The 20,818-nt window shown below is 36.9% G+C and carries 9 protein-coding genes; 1 reads left to right on the top strand and 8 read right to left on the bottom strand.

Going from position 1 to position 20,818, the window contains the following annotated elements; translation table 11 throughout:
- The 5 genes from PXC01_RS17930 to PXC01_RS17910 all read right to left on the bottom strand — a co-directional run.
- On the bottom strand, positions 1 to 12,334 hold a 12,334-nt coding region (locus tag PXC01_RS17930; protein WP_276473652.1), incomplete at its 3' end, for a Calx-beta domain-containing protein.
- A gap of 982 nt (positions 12,335 to 13,316) precedes the next feature.
- Positions 13,317 to 14,849: a cryptochrome/photolyase family protein gene (locus tag PXC01_RS17925; RefSeq protein WP_276473651.1), complete on the bottom strand. Its 1,533-nt coding sequence runs from the start codon at positions 14,847 to 14,849 to the stop codon at positions 13,317 to 13,319.
- Positions 14,850 to 14,874: 25 nt separating this feature from the next.
- Positions 14,875 to 16,173, bottom strand: coding sequence for a DASH family cryptochrome (locus PXC01_RS17920; protein WP_276473650.1), 1,299 nt, complete (start codon positions 16,171 to 16,173; stop codon positions 14,875 to 14,877).
- A gap of 3 nt (positions 16,174 to 16,176) precedes the next feature.
- Positions 16,177 to 16,320: a DUF2256 domain-containing protein gene (locus PXC01_RS17915; protein ID WP_276473649.1), complete on the bottom strand. Its 144-nt coding sequence runs from the start codon at positions 16,318 to 16,320 to the stop codon at positions 16,177 to 16,179.
- Positions 16,320 to 16,955 (bottom strand): flavin reductase family protein, encoded by a 636-nt coding sequence (locus PXC01_RS17910; protein WP_276473648.1) that lies wholly within the window; start codon positions 16,953 to 16,955, stop codon positions 16,320 to 16,322. Before PXC01_RS17910 ends, PXC01_RS17915 begins: the two co-directional genes overlap by 1 nt.
- Before the next feature lie 156 nt (positions 16,956 to 17,111).
- On the opposite strand from PXC01_RS17910, the gene PXC01_RS17905 reads away from it, so the two are divergent.
- A complete protein-coding gene (locus PXC01_RS17905; protein ID WP_276473647.1) occupies positions 17,112 to 18,455 on the top strand; it encodes an FAD-dependent oxidoreductase in 1,344 nt (447 codons plus the stop codon).
- Here the strand turns inward: PXC01_RS17905 and PXC01_RS17900 are convergent, their stop codons facing one another.
- The 3 genes from PXC01_RS17900 to PXC01_RS17890 form a co-directional block, all read right to left on the bottom strand.
- Positions 18,456 to 18,869, bottom strand: coding sequence for a DUF4174 domain-containing protein (locus tag PXC01_RS17900; protein WP_276473646.1), 414 nt, complete (start codon positions 18,867 to 18,869; stop codon positions 18,456 to 18,458).
- A gap of 70 nt (positions 18,870 to 18,939) precedes the next feature.
- On the bottom strand, positions 18,940 to 19,719 hold the full coding sequence (locus PXC01_RS17895; RefSeq protein WP_276473645.1) for a zinc ribbon domain-containing protein: 780 nt from the start codon (positions 19,717 to 19,719) through the stop codon (positions 18,940 to 18,942).
- Between the two features lies 1 nt (position 19,720).
- Positions 19,721 to 20,815: a Nif3-like dinuclear metal center hexameric protein gene (locus tag PXC01_RS17890; protein ID WP_276473653.1), complete on the bottom strand. Its 1,095-nt coding sequence runs from the start codon at positions 20,813 to 20,815 to the stop codon at positions 19,721 to 19,723.
- Positions 20,816 to 20,818: the final 3 nt, after the last annotated feature.

Genomic DNA, 20,818 nt, shown 5'->3' with positions numbered 1-20,818 from the left:
CAACGGTCATGTTCTGTGGCAGCGTTTCGTTGAACGTAGGTGCTACCGTGTCCTCAACGGTAATTACCTGTGTATGAGTACGTACGTTGCCTACACAGTCCGTAATGGTCCATGTTCTGGTGATTGTATATTCCGTAGCACATTCATCGTCCTGCCCTTCAATTGATTCAGTATAATCTACAGTGATGGCACAATCGCTATCAGAAGTTATTACAAAAGCGTCTGGTATGGTATCACAGGCCTCAATGGTCTCGTCTACAGGCCAGCCCTCGTTACCGTCATTGTCAATAATGGTCACCGTAGCAATATTGTCGGATAAGATACCTACAATAGCACTTGAAATGTTCTCAAGAATTACATTGAACGTTTCTGGGTCTTCAATAAGGATATCATCGATAATAGGAATAACTATTGGTTGGGTGTAAGGGTTGGTACCACCAAATGTCAATGTCTGCGAATTACGGGGAACACCCGTGTAATCGTTAGCATCTGTTGCAGAACCGTCTACAGTGTAGAATTCTACCGTAAATTCATCTTGGACATCCGCGTTAAGTACCACGTTCAATGTAACCGTACCTGCATCTTCATTTACCGTAACGGAAGCAGTATCAAATTGAACACCGTATAAAGATGGGTCAGCATCATTATCTATAATATTTACGGTCGTTGTATCATTTGAAAGAATGCCTACAATAGGAGAGGAGATATCTTCAAGTACAATATTAAAGTTTTCAGTAAATTCAATTAACTCATCGTCCGTAATAGGAATTACGATGGTCTGGGTATTACTATTTGTACCGCCAAATGTTAATGTTTGCGTATCTTGAGGAACACCGGTGTAATCACTACCATCTGTTGTAGTTACATCAACCGTATAGTATTCAACCGTAAACTCATCTTGAACATCTGCATTAAGTACAACATCAATAGAAACTGTACCTGCATCTTCGTTTACATCAATTGAAGTGACATCGAACTCCACTCCATATATAGTAGGATCTGCATCGTCGTCTGTTATAGTACCTATAGCAGTATCATCGATCATGTTTAACAATGGATGAGATATAGCGCCTAATGTAATATTAAGGTCTTCACTAAATTCGATCAATGCATCATTGATTATAGTAATTTCTATATTCTGAATAGCTGAATCCGTAGTTCCGGCAGGGAATGTTACAGTACCTGTAGCTACTACCACGGTATAGTCATCTGGAGAGATTGCCGTACCATCGGTTATAATATAGTCTACCGTAAATTCTTCCTGTACCGTAGGTCCTGTATAGGACACTTCAAAATTAGCTGTTCCGCCGGCAGTATCTTCGGCAACCGTAAAGTCTGCCACAGAAATACCTTCGCTCGCATTTGGTAAGTCGTTATCCGTAATGGTACCAACGGCACTATCATCGATCATATTTACCAATGGATGGGATATGGTACCTAATGTTATGTTTAAATCTTCGCTATATTCCAAGATCAAATCGTTAATAATGGTAACCTCAACAATTTGAGTGTCATTATTGGCGGTTCCTGCAGGGAATGTTACACTCCCGGAAGCAACAACAACGGTATAATCATCAGGAGTAATGGCAGAACCATCCGTTACCGTAAAGTCTACCGTAAATTCATCTTGTATGGTTAAACCTGTATAAGTGATTACAAAATCTGCAGTACCACTGGCGATATCTTCTGCAACTGTAAAGTCTGCCACAGAAATACCTTCGCTAGCATCTGATGTATCATCGTTAATAATTACACCAGTTGCAGTATTGGTTGTATCACCATCAACAAAACCTGTGACAAAACCATTATCGGTCGTAATGTTGGAAAGCACTACCGTAAAGTCCTCATCAGCTTCAATGATCGTTTCTTCGGAAACTTCTATAGTAATTGTTTGAGAGCTTACAGTATCCGTAAAGTCTAACGTGCCATTTACCGGAGTAAAGTCTGCCACATCTGCAGAGCCTATGTTAGTAGTATATTCAACCGTTACCGTTTCACCGGCAGGAATAACTCCTGTATAAGTTACTTCAAAAGTAATTTCAGTAGCATCTGCAGCAGTATCCCCTTCAAGTTCAGAAACAGTAAGTTCCGTAAACGAAACCCCATCTCCAGGTAATGCATTATCATCATTAAGAATTATACCTGCCGCAGTGTTCGTTGTGTTACCATCAACAAAACCGGTAACAAAACCATTATCTGTAGTAAGGTTGGAAAGTACAACAGTGAAATTCTCATCTGCCTCTATTACGGTTTCTTCCGTTACCTCAACAACAATGTTATGTGCACTTACAGTATCTGTAAAATCTAATGTACCGCTGATAGGAGTAAAGTCCGCAGCATCGGCAGAACCTATATTGGTAGTGTATTCTACGGTTACAGTTTCACCTGCCGGAATAACACCCGTGTAGGTCACTTCAAAAGTGATTTCGGTTGCATCTGCAGCGGTATTACCTTCAAGTTCAGAAACTGTAATTTCCGTAAATGAAACCCCGTCGCCCGGTTGTGCATTGTCATCGTTGAGTATAACACCGGTAGCAGTGTTCGTTGTATTGCCATCAACAAAACCTGTTACAAAACCATTGTCGGTCGTAATGTTGGAAAGTACTACCGTAAAGTCCTCATTGGCCTCAATGATTGTTTCTTCGGTAACTTCTATAGTAATTGTTTGGGCACTTACAGCATCAGTAAAATCGACCGTACCGTTAATAGGGGTAAAGTCCGCAGCATCTGCAGAACCTATATTGGTCGTATATTCTACCGTTACAGTTTCGCCAGCAGGAATAATCCCGGTATAAGTAACATCAAAAGTAATCTCTGTGGCATCTGCAGTGGTGTTACCTTCAAGTTCAGAAACAGTAAGTTCTGTGAATGAAACTCCATCGCCCGGTAATGCATTGTCATCATTTAGAATGATACCGCTAGCGGTATTCGTTGTGTTACCATCTACGAAACCGGTAATAAATCCATTATCGGTTGTAATATTAGATAGTACTACTGTAAATTCTTCATCTGCCTCTATAACGGTTTCTTCCGTTACCTCAACAACAATGTTATGTGCACTTACGGTATCGGTAAAATCCAATGTACCGTTGATAGGAGTAAAGTCCGCAGCATCTGCAGAACCTATAGTGGTAGTATATTCTACTGTTACCGTTTCACCTGCAGGAATTACACCTGTGTAGGTCACTTCAAAAGTGATCTCGGTTGCATCAGCAGTGGTGTTACCTTCAAGTTCAGAAACAGTAAGTTGTGTAAATGCTACCCCATCGCCCGGTTGAGCATTATCATCATTTAGTATAACACCTGTGGCAAAACCATCAACAATATTTACCAATGTAGTAGAAATGCCGGTCAAGGTTATCGTTAGGTCTTCGTTAGGCTCAATTAAATTATCATTGATGATTGTAACTTCTACTTGTTGTGTATCGTTATTGGCAGTACCTGCAGGGAAAGTTACATTCCCGGAAGCAACAACTACCGTATAGTCAGTACCATCTAAGGCCGTACCTTCCGTAATGGTAAAGTCTACAGTGAATTCATCTTGAACCGTAGGACCGGTATAGGTTATTATAAAGTCAGTTGTGCCACCGGCTACATCTTCTGCAACATTGAAATCGGCAACAGCAATACCCTCACCAGCGTTTGGAGCATCATCATCATTGATAATACCGTTCGCTGTTGCGTTGTTAATAGGAACAAGAGGATTGGTAGTGCTGTTCAATGTAACCGTATATGCTTCCTGCGGTTCTATAGTATCATCGTTTAAGATGGTTACTTCAATTTGTTTTATTTCATTATCGTTTCCGTCAAAAGAAATAGTTCCGTTTGTAATAGCATTGAAATCAGTTGCCGTTGCACTGCCAAAAGCCGTAGAGAAGTCTACGTCAAAACCAGTGGTGAAATTGCCACTTAAGGTTACATCGAACACAGCGATAACTGCAGGACCTTCAGTAACGATAACATCTGTTTGAACAATAGATATACCTGTAGTTCCAGGGATATTATCATTATCCGTAATGCTAATTGTACCTTGGTCGTCATTGATATTTACAAGGCTGTTAGAAAAATTAGATAGGTCTACAAATAAACTTTCTAAAGTCTCAATAGTAGTATCATCTTCAATTGTAACCGTTATAGGTAAAACTTCAGTATCACTATTGCCGGTAAAATTCAATGTACCAAAAGTACGTACATAATCACCAGGTTCTATTGCAGAGTCATTATTGGTCGTATAATCTAAACTAATTCCACCTTGTACTCTTCCTGTTAGCATCACATTTATGGTAGCTGTACCATCTGCCTCACTAACAACGATGTCATCATTCTGAAAAGATATACCGGTGCCGGCTATATTGTCATTATCATTAATGGTGCCTGTTCCTGTGTTTGTAGGCTGTTGGTCTACAAAGCCTACACCAATATTAGACTGCACATTGGAAAGTATTACATTAAATACTTCTACAGTTTCAATATATGTGTCATCTATAATAGGCACATCTATGTCTACCGAGCTGGTATTTTCGTCAAAGGTGATAACACCTACCGTTTCACTATAATCATCAGGATTATTCGCAGAATCATCTGAAGAAGCATAATCAACGGTTACGGTTTCTCCAGGAGCAATAGTACCTGTAAAAGTAACGGTGAATCTTGCAAAAGTATCTGTGCCTTCCGTAACTATTACATTATCATCAGTAAAAGCAACACCAGTACCGGCAATATTGTCATTATCGTTGATGGTTCCTGTAGCTGTATTTGTTGGTTGTTCATCAAGGAAACCGACATTGATATTAGATTGTATGTTGGACAATGTAATCGTAAAATCTTCCGTTGGTTCAATTATGGTATCATCATTAATTGGAACATCAATATTTACAGAGGTAGTTGCACTGTTAAAAGTAACTGTACCTGTATAAGATGAATAATCGCCAGGTTCTATTGCAGTACCATTTGTGGTAGCATAATCAACGGTAACATCTTCGCCCGGAGCAATGCTACCGGTGAATGTTGCAACAAATCTTGCAAACGTATCCGTACCTTCTGTCACAATAACATTATCATTTGCAAAGGCTACACCTGTACTACCCGGTATGTTGTCATTATCTGTAATACTTACAATACCTTGATCATCGTTGATAGTAGGTGTATTTGTGCCACTTGTAAGTTGAACAAAGAATTGCTCTGTTGTTTCTATAATGGTATCATCGTTAATAGTAATAATAACCGTTTTGATTTCATTGTTGTTACCTGTGAAAGAAACGCTGTTAGAGGCTACTGGTACATAGTCACCTGAACTCAAAGCAGAATCATCTGCAGTAGCGTAGTTTACGGTGAATCCGCCAGAAACAGTACCGGTATTCGTTATTTCTAATGTTGCCGTACCTGCATCTTCATTAACGGTAACGTCAGAAATTTGAATTCCGATCGGGTTACCACTTTCACTAACGTAAATGTATTGCGTATGGCTTGTAGAATTACCCGCACAGTCATTGGTAGACCATGTTCTAATAATTGTATAATCAGTGCTTGTATTGTCACCGTCATAAGTTTCTGAAAAAGTAACCGTAGAATTAGAATCACAATTATCATTTGCAGAAAGTACCGGTGCTACAGGAATATTGTCATGAGCAGCGTAAGAATCTTGTGGTAATGACTCGTTGAAAGTCGGAGCCTCATCATCTTCAATCGTGATAACCTGAGTGAAAGTATCGCTTACTCTGCCACAAGCATCTGTAAAAGTCCATGTGTTTGTATATGTACCTTCTGTAGGACATGCGCCAGATTGAACAAAACTACCTGCCGTTTTATGTAATGTAAAATTACAAGATGCGGTTGCAGGAACTAAAGAGTTTGCACTGTTAAGAGCGGTAATATCATCACAGTCAATGGTTCTGTCCAAAGCATTTGGTGCGGTAGACCAATTTACCTGTGCCGGTTGTGCAACATCTATTATGGTAGGTGTGTGCGTACCGATACCACATGAATCCGTAGAAGAAGAACTATTTGTTGTAATTGGGTCACCATTGATAACACCACTGTATGTGGCGGTAGCCTGTAGCTCAAAACTAGCGGTACATGCAGTTTCCAAAAAGTAACAAGCTTCAATAATTTCTATATTAAAATCAATGTCGTAGTTATCGCCCATATCGGTTAAACCGTTTTGAGCTGTAAACGTCAATGTTTTTGTACTTGGATCGTATGAATGGGTAATACCGGTTGGTAATGAGCCAACACTAGAGAAATTAGCTTCTGCCGGTAAAACCGTAGTTATCGTAAGGTCTTGGATATCATCATTACCAATATTTGTAACATTTAAAGTCAACGGTACAATATCTCCAGCATTAGATGGACCGGTTGTATTAGCGGTTAAACTTAAAGCACCTAAACTTGGTTTATAAACATCAACACTTAGTCCCATTAAATATAGACCGTACGATTCTTGATCTGTGGTAATTTTAAAACGGGCAAAAGTTTGGTCGTTGTCAATATATCTGTTTGCAGTATTTGCCAAAGGGAATACGGTAGCATCAAAACCTAAAGTGTTTGTACTTGCAGCATTTCTATCTACGTAATTTAATCCGTCTATAGTAATACGGCTATTGAAGAAGTTATCTTCGTCTCTTAATGTTGTAGATAGTTTAGACCAATTGTTAGCGGTGTCAAAAATCAATAATTGGTCACCTGTAAGGTCACGGTCACCTTCTAAGGCACCTAACATTACATTGGCGTTTATTGTACCGTTAGGAATAGTTTCAAAACCACTAAAGTTAAATTCGGTTTCACCTGCACCATTAGACGCGAACGTGTGAACATAACCGTCATATAATGTAATATTTTTAGGGTCTAAGGACACATTTTCATACACAAACACTATTTGCCATCCACCAGAAGTACCTGTAACGTTAGCTATACCATGAGAACGTAAATCCATTTCTGTAGCCTTTATGTTACCTACTTGGTAAGATCCAAAAGGAGTAGAAAGTGCGTTGATATCATCGGTAATATCCTTAACACACACATAAGGGTCGTTTTGAAAATGATCGTTTCTACCTCTATAAATTACCTCATCGGCAGATACAGTCGTATAAGATGATTGCCCAGGTAGCATTAATTTTACTTGGTCATAGTTCCAAGAAGGTTCTGTTGCACCGCCACCGGTAGTACCATCATATTCTTTGTCTGCCGCCGCCCAGTATAGATATGCCTTTTTAATATTTAAACAACTTAAGCTAGGCTCTGGGTTGGCTAAATTTGCACTGGTAGAATTAAAGGTGGTAGGGTCAGAATCTATATCGACAAATACGTTATCATTAAAATCATGGTTACCTTCTTCTCCATTATAATTCCCTGTAGAATTTCTTGAAAGAACGTTGTTGGCGATCATGGTGAAATCACCATTTATACTACCGGAATAACGAATTTCAAAATCCTTTTTAAGGTTGGTGTCGTTAACGAATATGTTGACAACGGCCTCATCTTCCGATCCGTTAGAATCTACTATTTTATATCTAAAAGAATCGTTGCCATTAAAAGAAGCACTAGGCTGGTATTCAAAATAATCATCGGTAGCATCACCGGGAGTACCGTTATTTCTAAGTGTAACCGTACCGTTTATTGGGTTGTTTACTATTTGTAATGCATTGGTAGCGGCAGGGCCGTCAAAACCATAATCATCATTGTCCAATATTGTAATATTGATAGTACTCTGGTTTTGGAATACAACAAAAGAATCATCTACGGCAGTCGGTAAATGGTTTATGTCCAAAATTGTACCAATAGCAGTTGGGGTAGTAGCTGTTATTATACTAGGTGAAACTGAAGTTATGGTAAGTCTTAAAGTTTCATCACCTTCAATAATTGCATCTTGAATAATTGTCACGGGAACTTGAATAGTTTCAGTTGCCGCACCTGTAAAATTAAGTGTTCCGGTCAAGGTTGCCGAATAATCATTACCAGCAGTAGTGGTATTATCCGTGATTTCATAAGTTGCCGTAAAACCACCATTTACTGGGTTACCGGTGTAGGTAACATCAAAATTAGTAGTCGTATTAAGCTCATCTTCCGTAAACCCGGTAACCTCAATTGAACCACTATCATCATTTGTAATAGTACCGATTGCATCAGCATTGGAAATCGTAATCTTAGTAGAGGACGGATTTGAAAGTGTTATTCTTAAATCTTCATTGTTTTCTATGAAATCATCGCCCACAACATTAATTTGAACAGAACGCACCTCATTGTTTACACCTGTAAAAGTTAAAGTACCTGTCGTTAACGGGTCCGTGGTCAAAGTATAATCATCGTTAACGGTAGTTGAAATATCTGTAATGGCATAATCTAAAGTAAAACCACCGTTAATTCTATCGCCAGTATAGGTAACATCGAAATTAATGCCATTTGTTTGTTCTATAATACTAAAACCGGCAACTGAAACTGCACCGCCATCATCATCGGTAATGACACCTCTGGCTTGGTTGTTCAATATGTTAATACCAACATTAGAACGTATAGCTACCAAGTTTACAAAGAAATCTTCCTCATTTTCAATAACATTGTCACTAATGATCGGAACAACAATGTTTTGTGTTTTAGCGGTATTGGTAAAAACTAGGGTTTCTATGGTAGCATTAGGATTGAAATCTGTTGCGTTATTGGCAGTGCCATTGTTAACAAAGTAGTCAACTTCAATAGATTCTCCAGTATCAATATCTCCAATAAATTCTACAACAAAGGTAGCGGTAACATTGTCCGTAGGATCTCCTTCAACAACTGTTACCGTAGCATTTTGAAAATCAATACCACTTGTAGCAGTATTATCATTATCAGTAATAGTACCTGTACCCGTTGGGTCTACAATATTTATTAAAGAAGTTGATAGGTTTGAAAGCTGAATATTTAAATCTTCGGTAGCTTCAATAAAACTATCCTCTAAAATATCTACAGTTATAGATTGGCTGTTACCATTTGTGGTATTTGCGGAAAAGGTTAATTGTCCGCTCAATAGTGTTGATGGCGTTGTGGTATAATCTTTACCCTCAGAAGCGGTACCATCCGTAATGGCATAATCTACGGTAAATTCATCTTGTACATCTGCACCTTCATATGTTACGGTAAATGTAGTAGTACCTGCATTTTCAATTACATTAAAATCCGATACGCTTAAACCTGTTGTGGCTGTTTTAATGTCATTGTCCACAATAGTGGCAACAGCGGTACCATCTACCAAATTTATAAGTGTTGTAGATAAATTGGATAATTCAATATTTAAGGTTTCATCATCCTCTATAATGGTATCTTCTTCCACAATAAAACTTATATTGACAATGTCACCGTCTTCTGTACCTGCAGGAAATGTAATTGTACCGTTAAGTTGTGGGTTACCTCTATAATCATCACCGCTTGTTGCAGTAAGTGGGGTAATATTAAAATCTACGGTAAAAGATTCTTGAACATCCGCACCGTTATAGGTAACGGCAAAATTTGTAGTTCCTACGTTTTCATCAACTGTAATATCTGCTACGTTTAATCCTGTAGTCGTAGTCTTAACATCCTGGTCAACAATAGTACCAATAGCATCTGGATCAACTAAATTGATCAGGGGGGTAGATGAATTTGATAATTGAATAGTCAAGTCTTCGTTGCCTTCAATAATATCATCTGTTAAAAGTGTTATGGCAATATTTTGAGAATTACCTGAGATTGTACCTGCCGGGAAGGCAATATTGCCGGTCATAGATGTTACCGTGTAATCTAAGTCTCTTATGGCAGAACCATTGCTGATCGTATAATCTGCATTAAAAGCATCTTTTACATTACCACCGTTATAGGTAACCACAAAATTTGCCGTACCAAGATCTTCGTTTATTGAAAAGTCTGCAACAGATAAACCGGTAGAGGTATTAGTATCGTTATCTTCAATAACTCCGGTAGCGTTACCATTTACTATAGATAAATTGGTATTTGAAATAGTGGTCAATGCTATACTAAAACTTTCATCACCTTCTACAATAGTATCATCCGTAATGGCAACGGTTAAGTTGACAACATCATTATTTTGTGTATTAGCCGGGAAAGTTATTTGACCGGTAGCAATATTGTAATCAGAACCATTTGTTGTACTAATATCCGTAATAGCATAATCTATGGTAAAAGGGTCTTGGACAGTTGGCCCTGTATAGGTTAGGGCAAAGCTTGTGCTAGGTATATTTTCTTCCACTGAAAAACCGGCAATTGAAATACCGTCACCGGCAGAAGGTGTATTTATATTTCTAATAGTTCCAATAGCGGTGTCCGTAATATCTCCTGCATTTGAAGACCCGTTGGTCATACCCAAGGTGAAATCTTCATCAACTTCAATAGTGTTATCATCTAAAGCTGGTATAGCTATGCTTGTGGTTAGGGTATTACTTGGTATTGAAAAACTGGTCAATGCCGTATAATCTGCACTTGTTGTAGAGTTATCTATGTAGGTTAGGTTGAAGCTTACCACTTCATTAACAGCATGCGAAAGAGTTACGGCAAAATTTAGACTGTTACCTTCATCTGCAGAAGCATCTGCAATAGTAATGTTTGGTCTAATAAATAAATCTACTGGATTAGAGTATGTATATGGAGTACACAGGTTCTCACTATCAAAAGCACTAAAACGGTATTGATTTCCACTCTGGGTGCTAGTGATATTGGTTAGGGTAAGTGTTGTGGTGGTGGCACCTGAATACACTCCGCCATTGGCAATCGCTGACCAAGTAGCTCCATCATCATTACTTACATCCCATTGGTAGGTAAGTCCGGTTCCATTTACAGCGGTAGTGTAAGTTACGGTGTCGCCTAAATTGGCTACTGCATCACTAGGTTGTAATGTTATAGTTACATTTTGGAATGCCGTTGTAACTTTACTGTCGGTACCAGTATAACCACCTTGACCGATTACTAGACCTGTTGAGGTTACTGAAAAAGGTGATGTGCCTAAATAGCCGTCGTCATCAGGGTCAGTATGACCAGCTTCTACAGCATCCGGGCAACCGTCATTATCAGAATCGGAATCTAAGCTGTCTATAATAGAATCTCCATCGGCATCTCCCGATCCTTCATTAACATCAGTAATACCATCGTTATCATCGTCCTCATCTACTAAATCGTTAACACCATCAAAATCAGTATCCAAATCATCATCTGTAATTGTTATTTGACCTTCGTTGGCAGCAAAAACAATGTTTTGTGGCACATAGTTGGTCATGGTATTGGCATCTGGCGTGTATGATGGAACTACCGTAAAAAATTCGGTAGGTTCAATGACTGTATCATCGATTACGCTAAAATTTATTGAAAAGTTTTGAAGGTCTGAACCGTTAAAATTTAGAAAACCATCTGTTTGGTCATAATCTGAAGTTTCAAAGGCGGTATTATCGGAAGTATCGTAATTAATTCTAAAATTATCTTGAACTTCTCCGTTCAGTGTAAAAGTAATTGTAGCGTTACCTACAGATTCTAATACTGTACTATTGCTCAAATTAATAGTAGCTACATCATTGTCATGAATACGTAAAGCAGAGCGTTCCGTATTTATACTTACTCTAGAAGGTGATGAACCATATTTTGTAGCTTCTGCTGCATTTGTGGATTTTACCCCGTTAAACTCTTCAGAAGGTTCTACAATATTATTGTTAATTGTAGGTATAGGTATAACTATTTCTGTTCCCGGTACTGAGCCCGCAGGAAAAGTTACCGTAGTTGTAAACGCGTTAAAATCGGAGCCATCTGTTGCCGGACTTGTTGAACTGGGTGAAGTTTCTACCGAGAAGTCAACATTGTATGTATCTTCAATACCAACATATTGTTGCCCTCCCGTATTTGTTCCGTTAGATAATCTTAAAATATATTGTATTTCATCACCTTCTGTAATATCGTAATTGCCACCAGTTACATAAGCTACATCAGTATCTATAACGGTACCTGTAGCTGTAGCATCTGAAAAAGAATAAGATCCAGATGGGTCACTTAGGGTAAGTGTAAAGTCCTGTTGGGTTTCTTCTACCCAATCATCATTTAAGGCTTCAACAGTAAAGGTTCTACTAGTACTTAACAAAAAGCCAAGTGTCACCGTAGTAGGTCCATTAAAGTCCGCGGTACTTGCACTTCCTGGTGTATAGGCTATATCAAAAGTATAGTTCCCTGTTAATGGCGTACTGGAAGTGACGGTAAAGGTCATATTGGATCCCTCGTTTGCACTTGCATCCGACACAGAAAATGTTTGTGCCAAAATGTTTGCAGATCCTATAAAGAACCAAATGACAAATAGAAAAAACGTCGATTTTATGAAAGTTGATTTTTTCATTATAGGTTCTTTAGGTGAGTTGAAATTGTATGATTAGAGAAAACAAAACTGTTTTTTACGAGTGATTTTTTCGAAGAGTTTTGGTCAATGATCGGCATAGCTTTAATTCTATTATTAGAGCGGTCAACATAACATTCACATTCATTTGAAGTATAGAATACATTGTTGAAACAAGGTGATGCTTCATTCATTCCGGTAATAGGGAATTCAGAAAATGATTTTCTGTAGTGGGCAATGATGTGATTAGAAGTGTAAGTTGACTTCATAATAATGGTTAAGTTTAATTCTTAGTTTTAATACTTAACCTTATCAATAACGTGTGCAAGTTCTTTGCAAAACATTATTGGCTAGTAGGTTAAGAAAAGTTTTAGAACAGATTTGGGATCTAATTCTAAAACAAAATTAGAACGTTGCTGTTGAAAAACTAAATTTTATAGTCCACACGACATCATTTGTCGATGAACATACTTTGGCAAAATAACGGTGATACCTTGCAAATATTTAATTCTTGTTGTGTAGCGGTGTTATTGTGTGGTATATGCATTGTAATCCTTTTCTTTCAGATGTGTTCAGGCAAGAACTTAAGTAAATATCTATTTCTACATAAATTGTTGATAATCAATTATTTAAAATGAAATATATATAAGGAAATTTAAAGAAATGACATTAAAAGTGCATTTAACACTTAATTTTTAATTGTTGTAGACTGTTAAAATTGATGTTAAAGAGTGATAAAATTAAGTCTATGCAGTTCACCGATAAAACCTATAGTTTCAGCCAGTTTGCTCAATTCTTATTTACTGAATAGATTAGTTGGTCAGCAATAAAATCTTTTAAAATAACTGTAATCAAAAACACCTTTTCATAAGATTGAAAAGGTGCTTTTTATATATAGACGCTTTTGCGGAATGTTCGCGTTATTTTATACTATAAAAGTAAAAATCAGCCACGGTACCAATGTTAATTTGACTTTAATTTTCTATTAAAACTCATCTAAATTATCAATGATATAAGAGGCCCTTTTTTGAATTTCTGCAAGTTTATTGCCCTCCATTTTATCTAAAAGAGCCATCATCATGCTCATACGTTGATTGTCTTTAAAGTGTTTCTTTTTATCAGAGAGAAAATTCCAATATAATGAGTTGAACGGGCAGGCATTTTCCCCTAACTTTTTAGTGTGGCTATAATGACACTTACCGCAGTAATTACTCATTTTATTTATGTAGTTGGCGCTACTTACATATGGTTTGGTGGCAACAATGCCACCGTCTGCAAATTGGCTCATACCCCTTGTATTGGTAATTTCTACCCATTCAATAGCATCAATATAAACACCTAGGTACCATTGATCCACCTCATTGGGGTCAATCTGCGTTAGTAGGGCAAAATTGCCAATAACCATTAGCCTTTGTATATGGTGGGCATAAGAATTATCTAGACTTTGACCTATAGATTTTTTAAGGCAATTCATTTTTGTATTGCCCGTCCAAAAGAATTCTGGTAATTTATTTTTATTATTTAAGCTATTTAGACTTTTGTACCCGGGCATTTCTTTCCAGTATATACCTCGCATATATTCTCTCCACCCCAAAATTTGCCGTATAAAACCTTCAACTTGAGATATTTTAATATCGTTAGCTTTATCGTAAAAATGATCTAACACTGCATTTATGACTTCATTGGGCGCCAATATTTTAGCATTCATAGCAAATGATAAGCGTGAATGGAAAAGAAATTTTTCGTCAGTATGCATAGCATCTTGATAATCTCCAAAATGTGGCAATAGATCTTTACAGAAATAATCTAAGGTGTTCAAGCACTCCTCTCGTGTTACCGGCCATGGAAAATTTGTTGAATCTATAGTACCAAATGTTTGAACGTTTTTATCTTTTAATAATTGAATGATATCTTCAACCTTCTTAGGAAATTCTATTTCTTTTGGAATTGGGGTCTTGCCTTTCCATTTATTCCTATTGCTTTGGTCATAATTCCATTTGCCCCCTTCAGGTTGGTCGTTGGTGACCATGATACTATACTTTTTACGCATCATCCTATAAAAGCTTTCCATAACCATCTGCTTTTTACCTTTATAGAAATCTTTTAACTCAAATCTGGTAGTATAAAAATGTTCAGTATCATAACTAGCGGTGTCAACGTTTAAAGTGTTACAAATTTCTACTAGTTGTTGGTCCAGTCTATATTCATCAGGTAGCAAATACTCAAATTTGTTGGCCTTCGTGTTAAGTATTGTATTTGATATGATTTGCCCTAATTGCTGTGGGTTGTTATCATCGTTCAATTTGTAATAAATGAAATTATGGCCCTTAGCGGACAGATCTTCTTTAAAACTTCTCATTGCTAAAAAGAAGGCGACTACTTTTTGAACATGATGTTTAACATAGTCTGTTTCCTGTCTCATTTCGGCCATGACGTAGGTAACGTCATTATTGACCTCTTTGAACCAAGAGTGTTTTTGATTTAATTGGTCACCTAAAATTAAGCGTACTATTTTCATTTTCAGTTTGTTTTTTTAGGTTGAACTAAAATAATTTTTCCTGTAACCATAATCGTTGGTATTTGCCTGTAGCATCATACCTTTCCGCTTGTAACTTAATGTTGAATTTGCGGTTTCTTGGATCGTTGCCTACCCCGCTAGCATACATCCAGTTTCCCCAATTACTGTGTACATCATAATCTATAAGCATACTTTCAAAATAGGCAGCGCCCATACGCCAGTCTTGTTCTAATTCTTTGGACCAAAAACTAGCTACGTTCTGTCTACCTCTATTGCTCATCCATCCGGTTTCCAATAGCTCTTTCATATTGGCATTTACAAATGGTTCTTTAGTTAAACCATTGATCCAAGTATGTTTAGCTTTCTCATTGGTTACAGGATCGTAAGTACGGTTTACTATGCCACCTAATTTAAAAATGACATCATTGTATTTTAGAGATATGTACTTAAAATAATCTCTCCAGATCAATTCAAAGATTAGCCAATAAGTATCTTGATTTTTAATGATTTCCTTTTCGAATTTCAAGATTTCCCAGTAAATAGTTCTTGGTGAAATACTGCCGTTTGCAAGCCAAGCAGATAATTTTGAACTGTAATCAATACCAATTAATCCGTTCCTTGTTTTTTTATAAAATTTTAGTTTTTTAGTCTCCCAGAAATAATGCTGTATCCGTTTTGTTGCTTCTAGTTCACCACCTTTAAAAGGAAATGCTGTGTTGGCGTTTCTAAGGAAATCTTTAAAACCTAAGTCTTCTAAAGTTGGCACTTTACAATTCGTTTCAATCAAATTTTTAGAGGGTAATTTGCCAAACACCTGTACAACTGGTCTAACCTTTACATTGACTTCGCACTTTTTTCTAAAGTTTGTAAAAACATCTGGAATAGTGTTAAAACTGTTGTAAGGTATATCATCTGGATGAAATAAAAATTGATCATATACTTCATGAAAGTTAATAGTACGATCCAACTTGTTCTTTACATTGTCTACTATAACTTGCTCATCTCTAGTCCATTCTTTTTGTAAAAAAATGGAATAAATATCATGCTCCTGAATTAAATTGGGTAGGTGGTCCGCTGAATTTCCGTGATATATAAATAGCGGAATATGAAGTTTTTCAAGTTCTTGTCTTAGTTGTGCAACAGTTTCAATTAAAAATTTTGCCCGATACTTTTCTGTTCTTTTAAACTCGAATTCATCTGTTTCAAAAAAAAGCGATTCAAAACAATAGAAACCAATGACTTTTGTACCTTTTTTAATTGCATTAGCTATAGAAGAATTGTCTTGCACCCTTAAATCGTTTCTAAACCAAATTAGATTATTCATCTCTTATTTTTTAAGTTTATTGCGCCTACATTTTTCGCCGCAGTATCTTACATCGTCCCAGTTACGTTCCCATTTTTTGCGCCAGGTAAACGGTTTTTTACAGGTAATGCAAATTTTAGTGGCAAGATGTATTTTTTTATGCGCCATTATGTTATGGATTTTACCGGTACATCGGGTTCGGCATATGCAAATCGGGCTAAAAGTGTTGGTAATGTGTAAGCATCTAAACCGTTAATGGCAACAGTATCTGCTCTATCAAGAGAAAGCCACCCATCCTTTTGAAGAATTTGCTCTGGTAAGTATAAATGCTCAATGGCGCCGATTATAAGTAAACAGCCGTTCTCTTTTATTTCATATTCATTGACGTAGCTACAACCAATTTTAATGGCACTTTCTTTAACGTACGGAGCTTGAAAATTATCAAGATAAGTTTCGGTCAAATTCGTTTTGGAGAACTCTGATATTTGCTCATCATAACTTGCGGCCGTATGGTGTGCATCTTCTATGATAGTAGTATTTACCTGGTTTATGGTAAAAAAACCAGTCTCTTTAAAGTTGGCATAAGTGTCTCTTTTTACGGTAAGTGGCCTTAAGATAAAGCCTAGCATTGGTGGGGAACTACCAATATGCACTACAGAATTAAAAATAGCCAAATTGCTTGTGCCAGAGCTGGATTTTGAACCAATGAGATTAGCAGATTTATAACCGGTACAACTATTAATTAGATGAGCTTTATATCTACTTGGGAGGTTTAATAGATTTTCTTTTGTGAAATGTTTCAAGTTATTTTATTTTGTTCAATAAAAGTATATAAAATTTAAACAAAAATTTAATTCAATAGATAAAATGATTTGTTTAGTTTGTTTAAGTAATACCTGAGATTAGGGTATAATTGCCTATTTTTAACATTGAATTAATGTTGGCTTAAAGCCTTGTACATGACCCAGAAAAAAAAGAATATTGCCATAATTGGCTCAGGTTTGGTAGGATCCTTGCTTGCCATCTATCTTAAAAGGTACGGACATCAGATTACGGTATTTGACCGCAGACCTGATATTAGAAACGTGGAATTTTCAGGCAGATCTATAAACCTTGCCATGAGCAATAGAGGTTGGAACGCATTGAAGGCCGTTGGTATTGAAGAAGAAATTAAAAAGATTGCCATACCCTTGGATAAGAGGGCAATGCATGTTATTGGAAAAGAACAATATTTTCAAAAATACGGTAAAGATGGCGAAGCAATTTGGTCCATATCTCGTGGCGTACTAAATAGACGCATGATCGATCTTGCCGAAAAGAACGGGGTAGAATTTCGTTTTGAAGAGAAGGTTTGGGATATTAACTTACCCGAAGCTAAAGTTTATACGGGAGAAACCGAAAAAGGGGAGTGGATAGAATATCCTTTTGATTTGGTTTTTGGTTGTGACGGTGCTTTCTCAAGAGTACGTCATAAAATGCAAAGACGTAGCAGGTTCGATTATTCTCAGGACTTCATTGATGTAGGATATAAGGAATTGACCATACCTGCAAATGAAGATGGCTCACATAAATTGGATAAGAACTCATTTCATATTTGGCCACGCGGTAAGTTTATGTTTATAGCAATGCCAAATTTAGATGGCAGTTTTACTTGTACGTTGTTTATGCCATTTGAAGGAGATGTGTCTTTTGAAAGTTTGAAAACTAAAAAGGAAGCGGTAGAATTTTTCAACACTTATTTTCCTAACGTTAAAGATGATATTGAGAATTTGACCGAAGACTTTTTTAAGAACCCTACCAGTGCCATGGTTACCATGAAGTGCTACCCGTGGAGTTATTGGGACAAAGTTGCCCTTGTGGGCGATTCTGCGCATGCTGTAGTGCCTTTTTACGGACAAGGTATGAATGCCGGGTTTGAAGATATTTTTGTCTTGGACGAAATAATACAGGAGTTAGGTGATGACTGGCAACGTATTTTTGAAGTCTATCAAGAAAAGCGAAAACCCAATGCAGATGCCATTGCGGAATTAAGTTATCGCAATTTTGTGGAAATGAGCAGTAAAACAGCTGATCTAAATTTCTTGCTTCAAAAGAAAATTGAAAAACATTTTGCGGCAAAACATCCTGATAAATGGGTGCCGGCGTACAGCAGGGTAACCTTTTCAAATAGACCTTATGTAGAAGCACTTGCAGAGGGTGATGCTCAAGAAAAAATTATGCAAGAAGTTATGAAAATACCTGGTATTACAGAAAAATGGGATAGTAAAGAAGTAGAAGATTATATGCTTGATCTTTTAAAATAATTAATTTTTAGATTTCATTTCGCTTCTGCGCATGGGCATACTGTCAATAAGGTCAAAAACCTGTTTTATGTCAAAAGGATAGTGGCTTTTGAATTTTATACCGCCATCTTTTCCTATTAACATATAGCCGTCATAAGAATATGGTACAATGTTATTATTTTGAATGGTAGTCTCTTTGTTTTCTTTAGTGTATAGTAGCCCGTTTTTGTAGATGAAAACTACAAGATCTCTTTCGGTTAATTTGTTGGTACTATTATTAATTTGCTGTAAAGCGTTTTTCACTTTGGCAGTATTGTTCTCATGCTCATAAAGCACTATAATTCTGTTCTTCCATTTAAAGTCAGATATGTTTTGAGCTTGCAAATGTAAACTGTGCATCATAAAAAGAATAAAACTGGTTTTAAGAAAATTCATGATTATGAATGTAAACAAAAAAAGCCATCTTTTAAAGATGGCTTTTTTAAAATATGTATAATGTTGGCTATTATAATTTAGCGAACATTTTTTGCATTTTCTCGCTTTCCTCTTCTGCAAGGGTAGGGTCAACTAAAATACGACCGCTATGCTCATCTGTAATGATCTTTTTTCTTGAAGCAATCTCAACTTGAACCTGAGGTGGAATGGTAAAGAAAGAACCACCAGAAGCACCTCTTTCAATTGGTACGACTGCCAAACCGTTCTTAACATTGTTACGAATACGTGCATAGGCCTTTACCAAACGTTCCTCGATTTTATCTTGAAATTTGATAGACTCTTCTAGTAACGCTTTCTCTTCTTTCTCTGTTTCAGCAAGAATTGCGTTTAATTCCCCTTTTTTGTGTTTAAGGTGAGCTTCACGTTCAGATAAACGCTCTTTGGTTTCAGAAATAACAGATTTTTTCTGATCGATTTGGGCTTTAAATTCTTTTATGTTCTTTTCCGCCAATTGAATTTCTAATTCTTGAAATTCTAATTCTTTGCTGATAGAATTAAATTCTCTGCTGTTACGAACATTTTTTTGCTGCTCGCCGTATTTTTTAATTAAAGCCTTTGCTTCTTCAATAAGGTTCTTCTTGGCACCGATTTCGAAATTGATATTCTCTAAATCAGATTTAAGTTTATCCATTCTCGTTTTTAGGCCAAGGACTTCATCTTCCAAGTCTTCTACTTCTAAAGGTAGTTCGCCACGAACGTTCCTTATTTCATCAACCCTAGAATCAATTAATTGCAAATCATATAATGCTCTTAACTTTGCTTCTACAGACGAATCTTCTTTTTTTGCCATATTAAAAATAATTGATGGGATTTGTTATACTTTCCGATAAATGGATTGCAAAATTAGGAATTTTTTTCGTAAGATAATCAACTAAAAGGTTTTTTGTAAACTGCTCAGTTTCAAAGTGTCCAATATCTGCCAAAACTATTTGGTTTTCAGCCTCGTAAAATTGGTGATATTTAAGGTCTGCAGTAACAAATACGTCTGCTCCGGCCGCTTTTGCGGCGCCAATGGCAAAAGACCCGCTACCTCCCAATACCGCTACTTTTTTGATCGGTTTATTCAAAAAATTGGAATGGCGTACCAATTCGGCGTTCATTTTAAGCTTTAAATGGTCCAGAAAATCGGTTTCCGTAACTTCTTCGCTCAATTCACCGATCATGCCCATGCCAATGTGCTTATTGGTATTTTCTATAGTTTGTATGTCATAGGCTACCTCTTCATAAGGGTGGGAGGAAAGCAGTGCTCTTATTACGGCAGCTTCTTCGTTCTTGCCAAAAACACAGGTGAACATAGTCTCACTTTCGGTATGGGCAATACCTATGCTTCCTTTTGCTGGTGTAGCATCATTGTTTGCTTTGTAAGTTCCAGTGCCGTCAACCGTAAAACTACAGTCAGAATAATTGCCAATGTTACCCGCACCGGCTTTGAATAATTCATTTTTTACTTCCTCTAAGTTATCTTTAGGTATATAAGTGGTCAGTTTCTTGATAGTGCTTTTTTGAGGAAGAAGTATTTTGGTATTAGAAAGGCCCAGTACTTCGCATATTTTTGCATTTACACCTTCTTTTGCATTATCAAGTGCGGTATGGTTGGCGTAGATGGCAATATCATTTTTAATTGCTTTTATAACTACACGTTCAACATAGTTTTTTCCTGTTATTTTCTTTAAGCCACTGAAAATAATAGGGTGAAAACTTATGATCAGGTTACATTTTTTGGCTATGGCTTCGTCTACCACATTTTCTAAGGTATCTAAGGTAACCAGTACTCCGCTTACCTTTTTGGATGCGTTACCTACAAGTAAACCTACGTTGTCAAAATCTTCCGCATAGGTCAATGGGGCAAATTCTTCTAAGATCCTGGTGATGTCTTTTACGGTCATTTT

This window comes from Maribacter huludaoensis (genome assembly GCF_029350945.1).
GTDB lineage: Bacteria > Bacteroidota > Bacteroidia > Flavobacteriales > Flavobacteriaceae > Maribacter > Maribacter huludaoensis.
This window is presented reverse-complemented; position numbering and strand designations above follow the sequence as displayed.

What these genes read in the sequence shown, in the direction of transcription:
- PXC01_RS17925 (WP_276473651.1), bottom strand. Translation starts at nt 14,849, where the DNA reads ATGAAAATAGTACGCTTAATTTTAGGTGACCAATTAAATCAAAAACAC.
- PXC01_RS17920 (WP_276473650.1), bottom strand. Translation starts at nt 16,173, where the DNA reads ATGAATAATCTAATTTGGTTTAGAAACGATTTAAGGGTGCAAGACAAT.
- PXC01_RS17915 (WP_276473649.1), bottom strand. Translation starts at nt 16,320, where the DNA reads ATGGCGCATAAAAAAATACATCTTGCCACTAAAATTTGCATTACCTGT.
- PXC01_RS17905 (WP_276473647.1), top strand. Translation starts at nt 17,112, where the DNA reads ATGACCCAGAAAAAAAAGAATATTGCCATAATTGGCTCAGGTTTGGTA.
- PXC01_RS17900 (WP_276473646.1), bottom strand. Translation starts at nt 18,869, where the DNA reads ATGAATTTTCTTAAAACCAGTTTTATTCTTTTTATGATGCACAGTTTA.
- PXC01_RS17895 (WP_276473645.1), bottom strand. Translation starts at nt 19,719, where the DNA reads ATGGCAAAAAAAGAAGATTCGTCTGTAGAAGCAAAGTTAAGAGCATTA.
- PXC01_RS17890 (WP_276473653.1), bottom strand. Translation starts at nt 20,815, where the DNA reads ATGACCGTAAAAGACATCACCAGGATCTTAGAAGAATTTGCCCCATTG.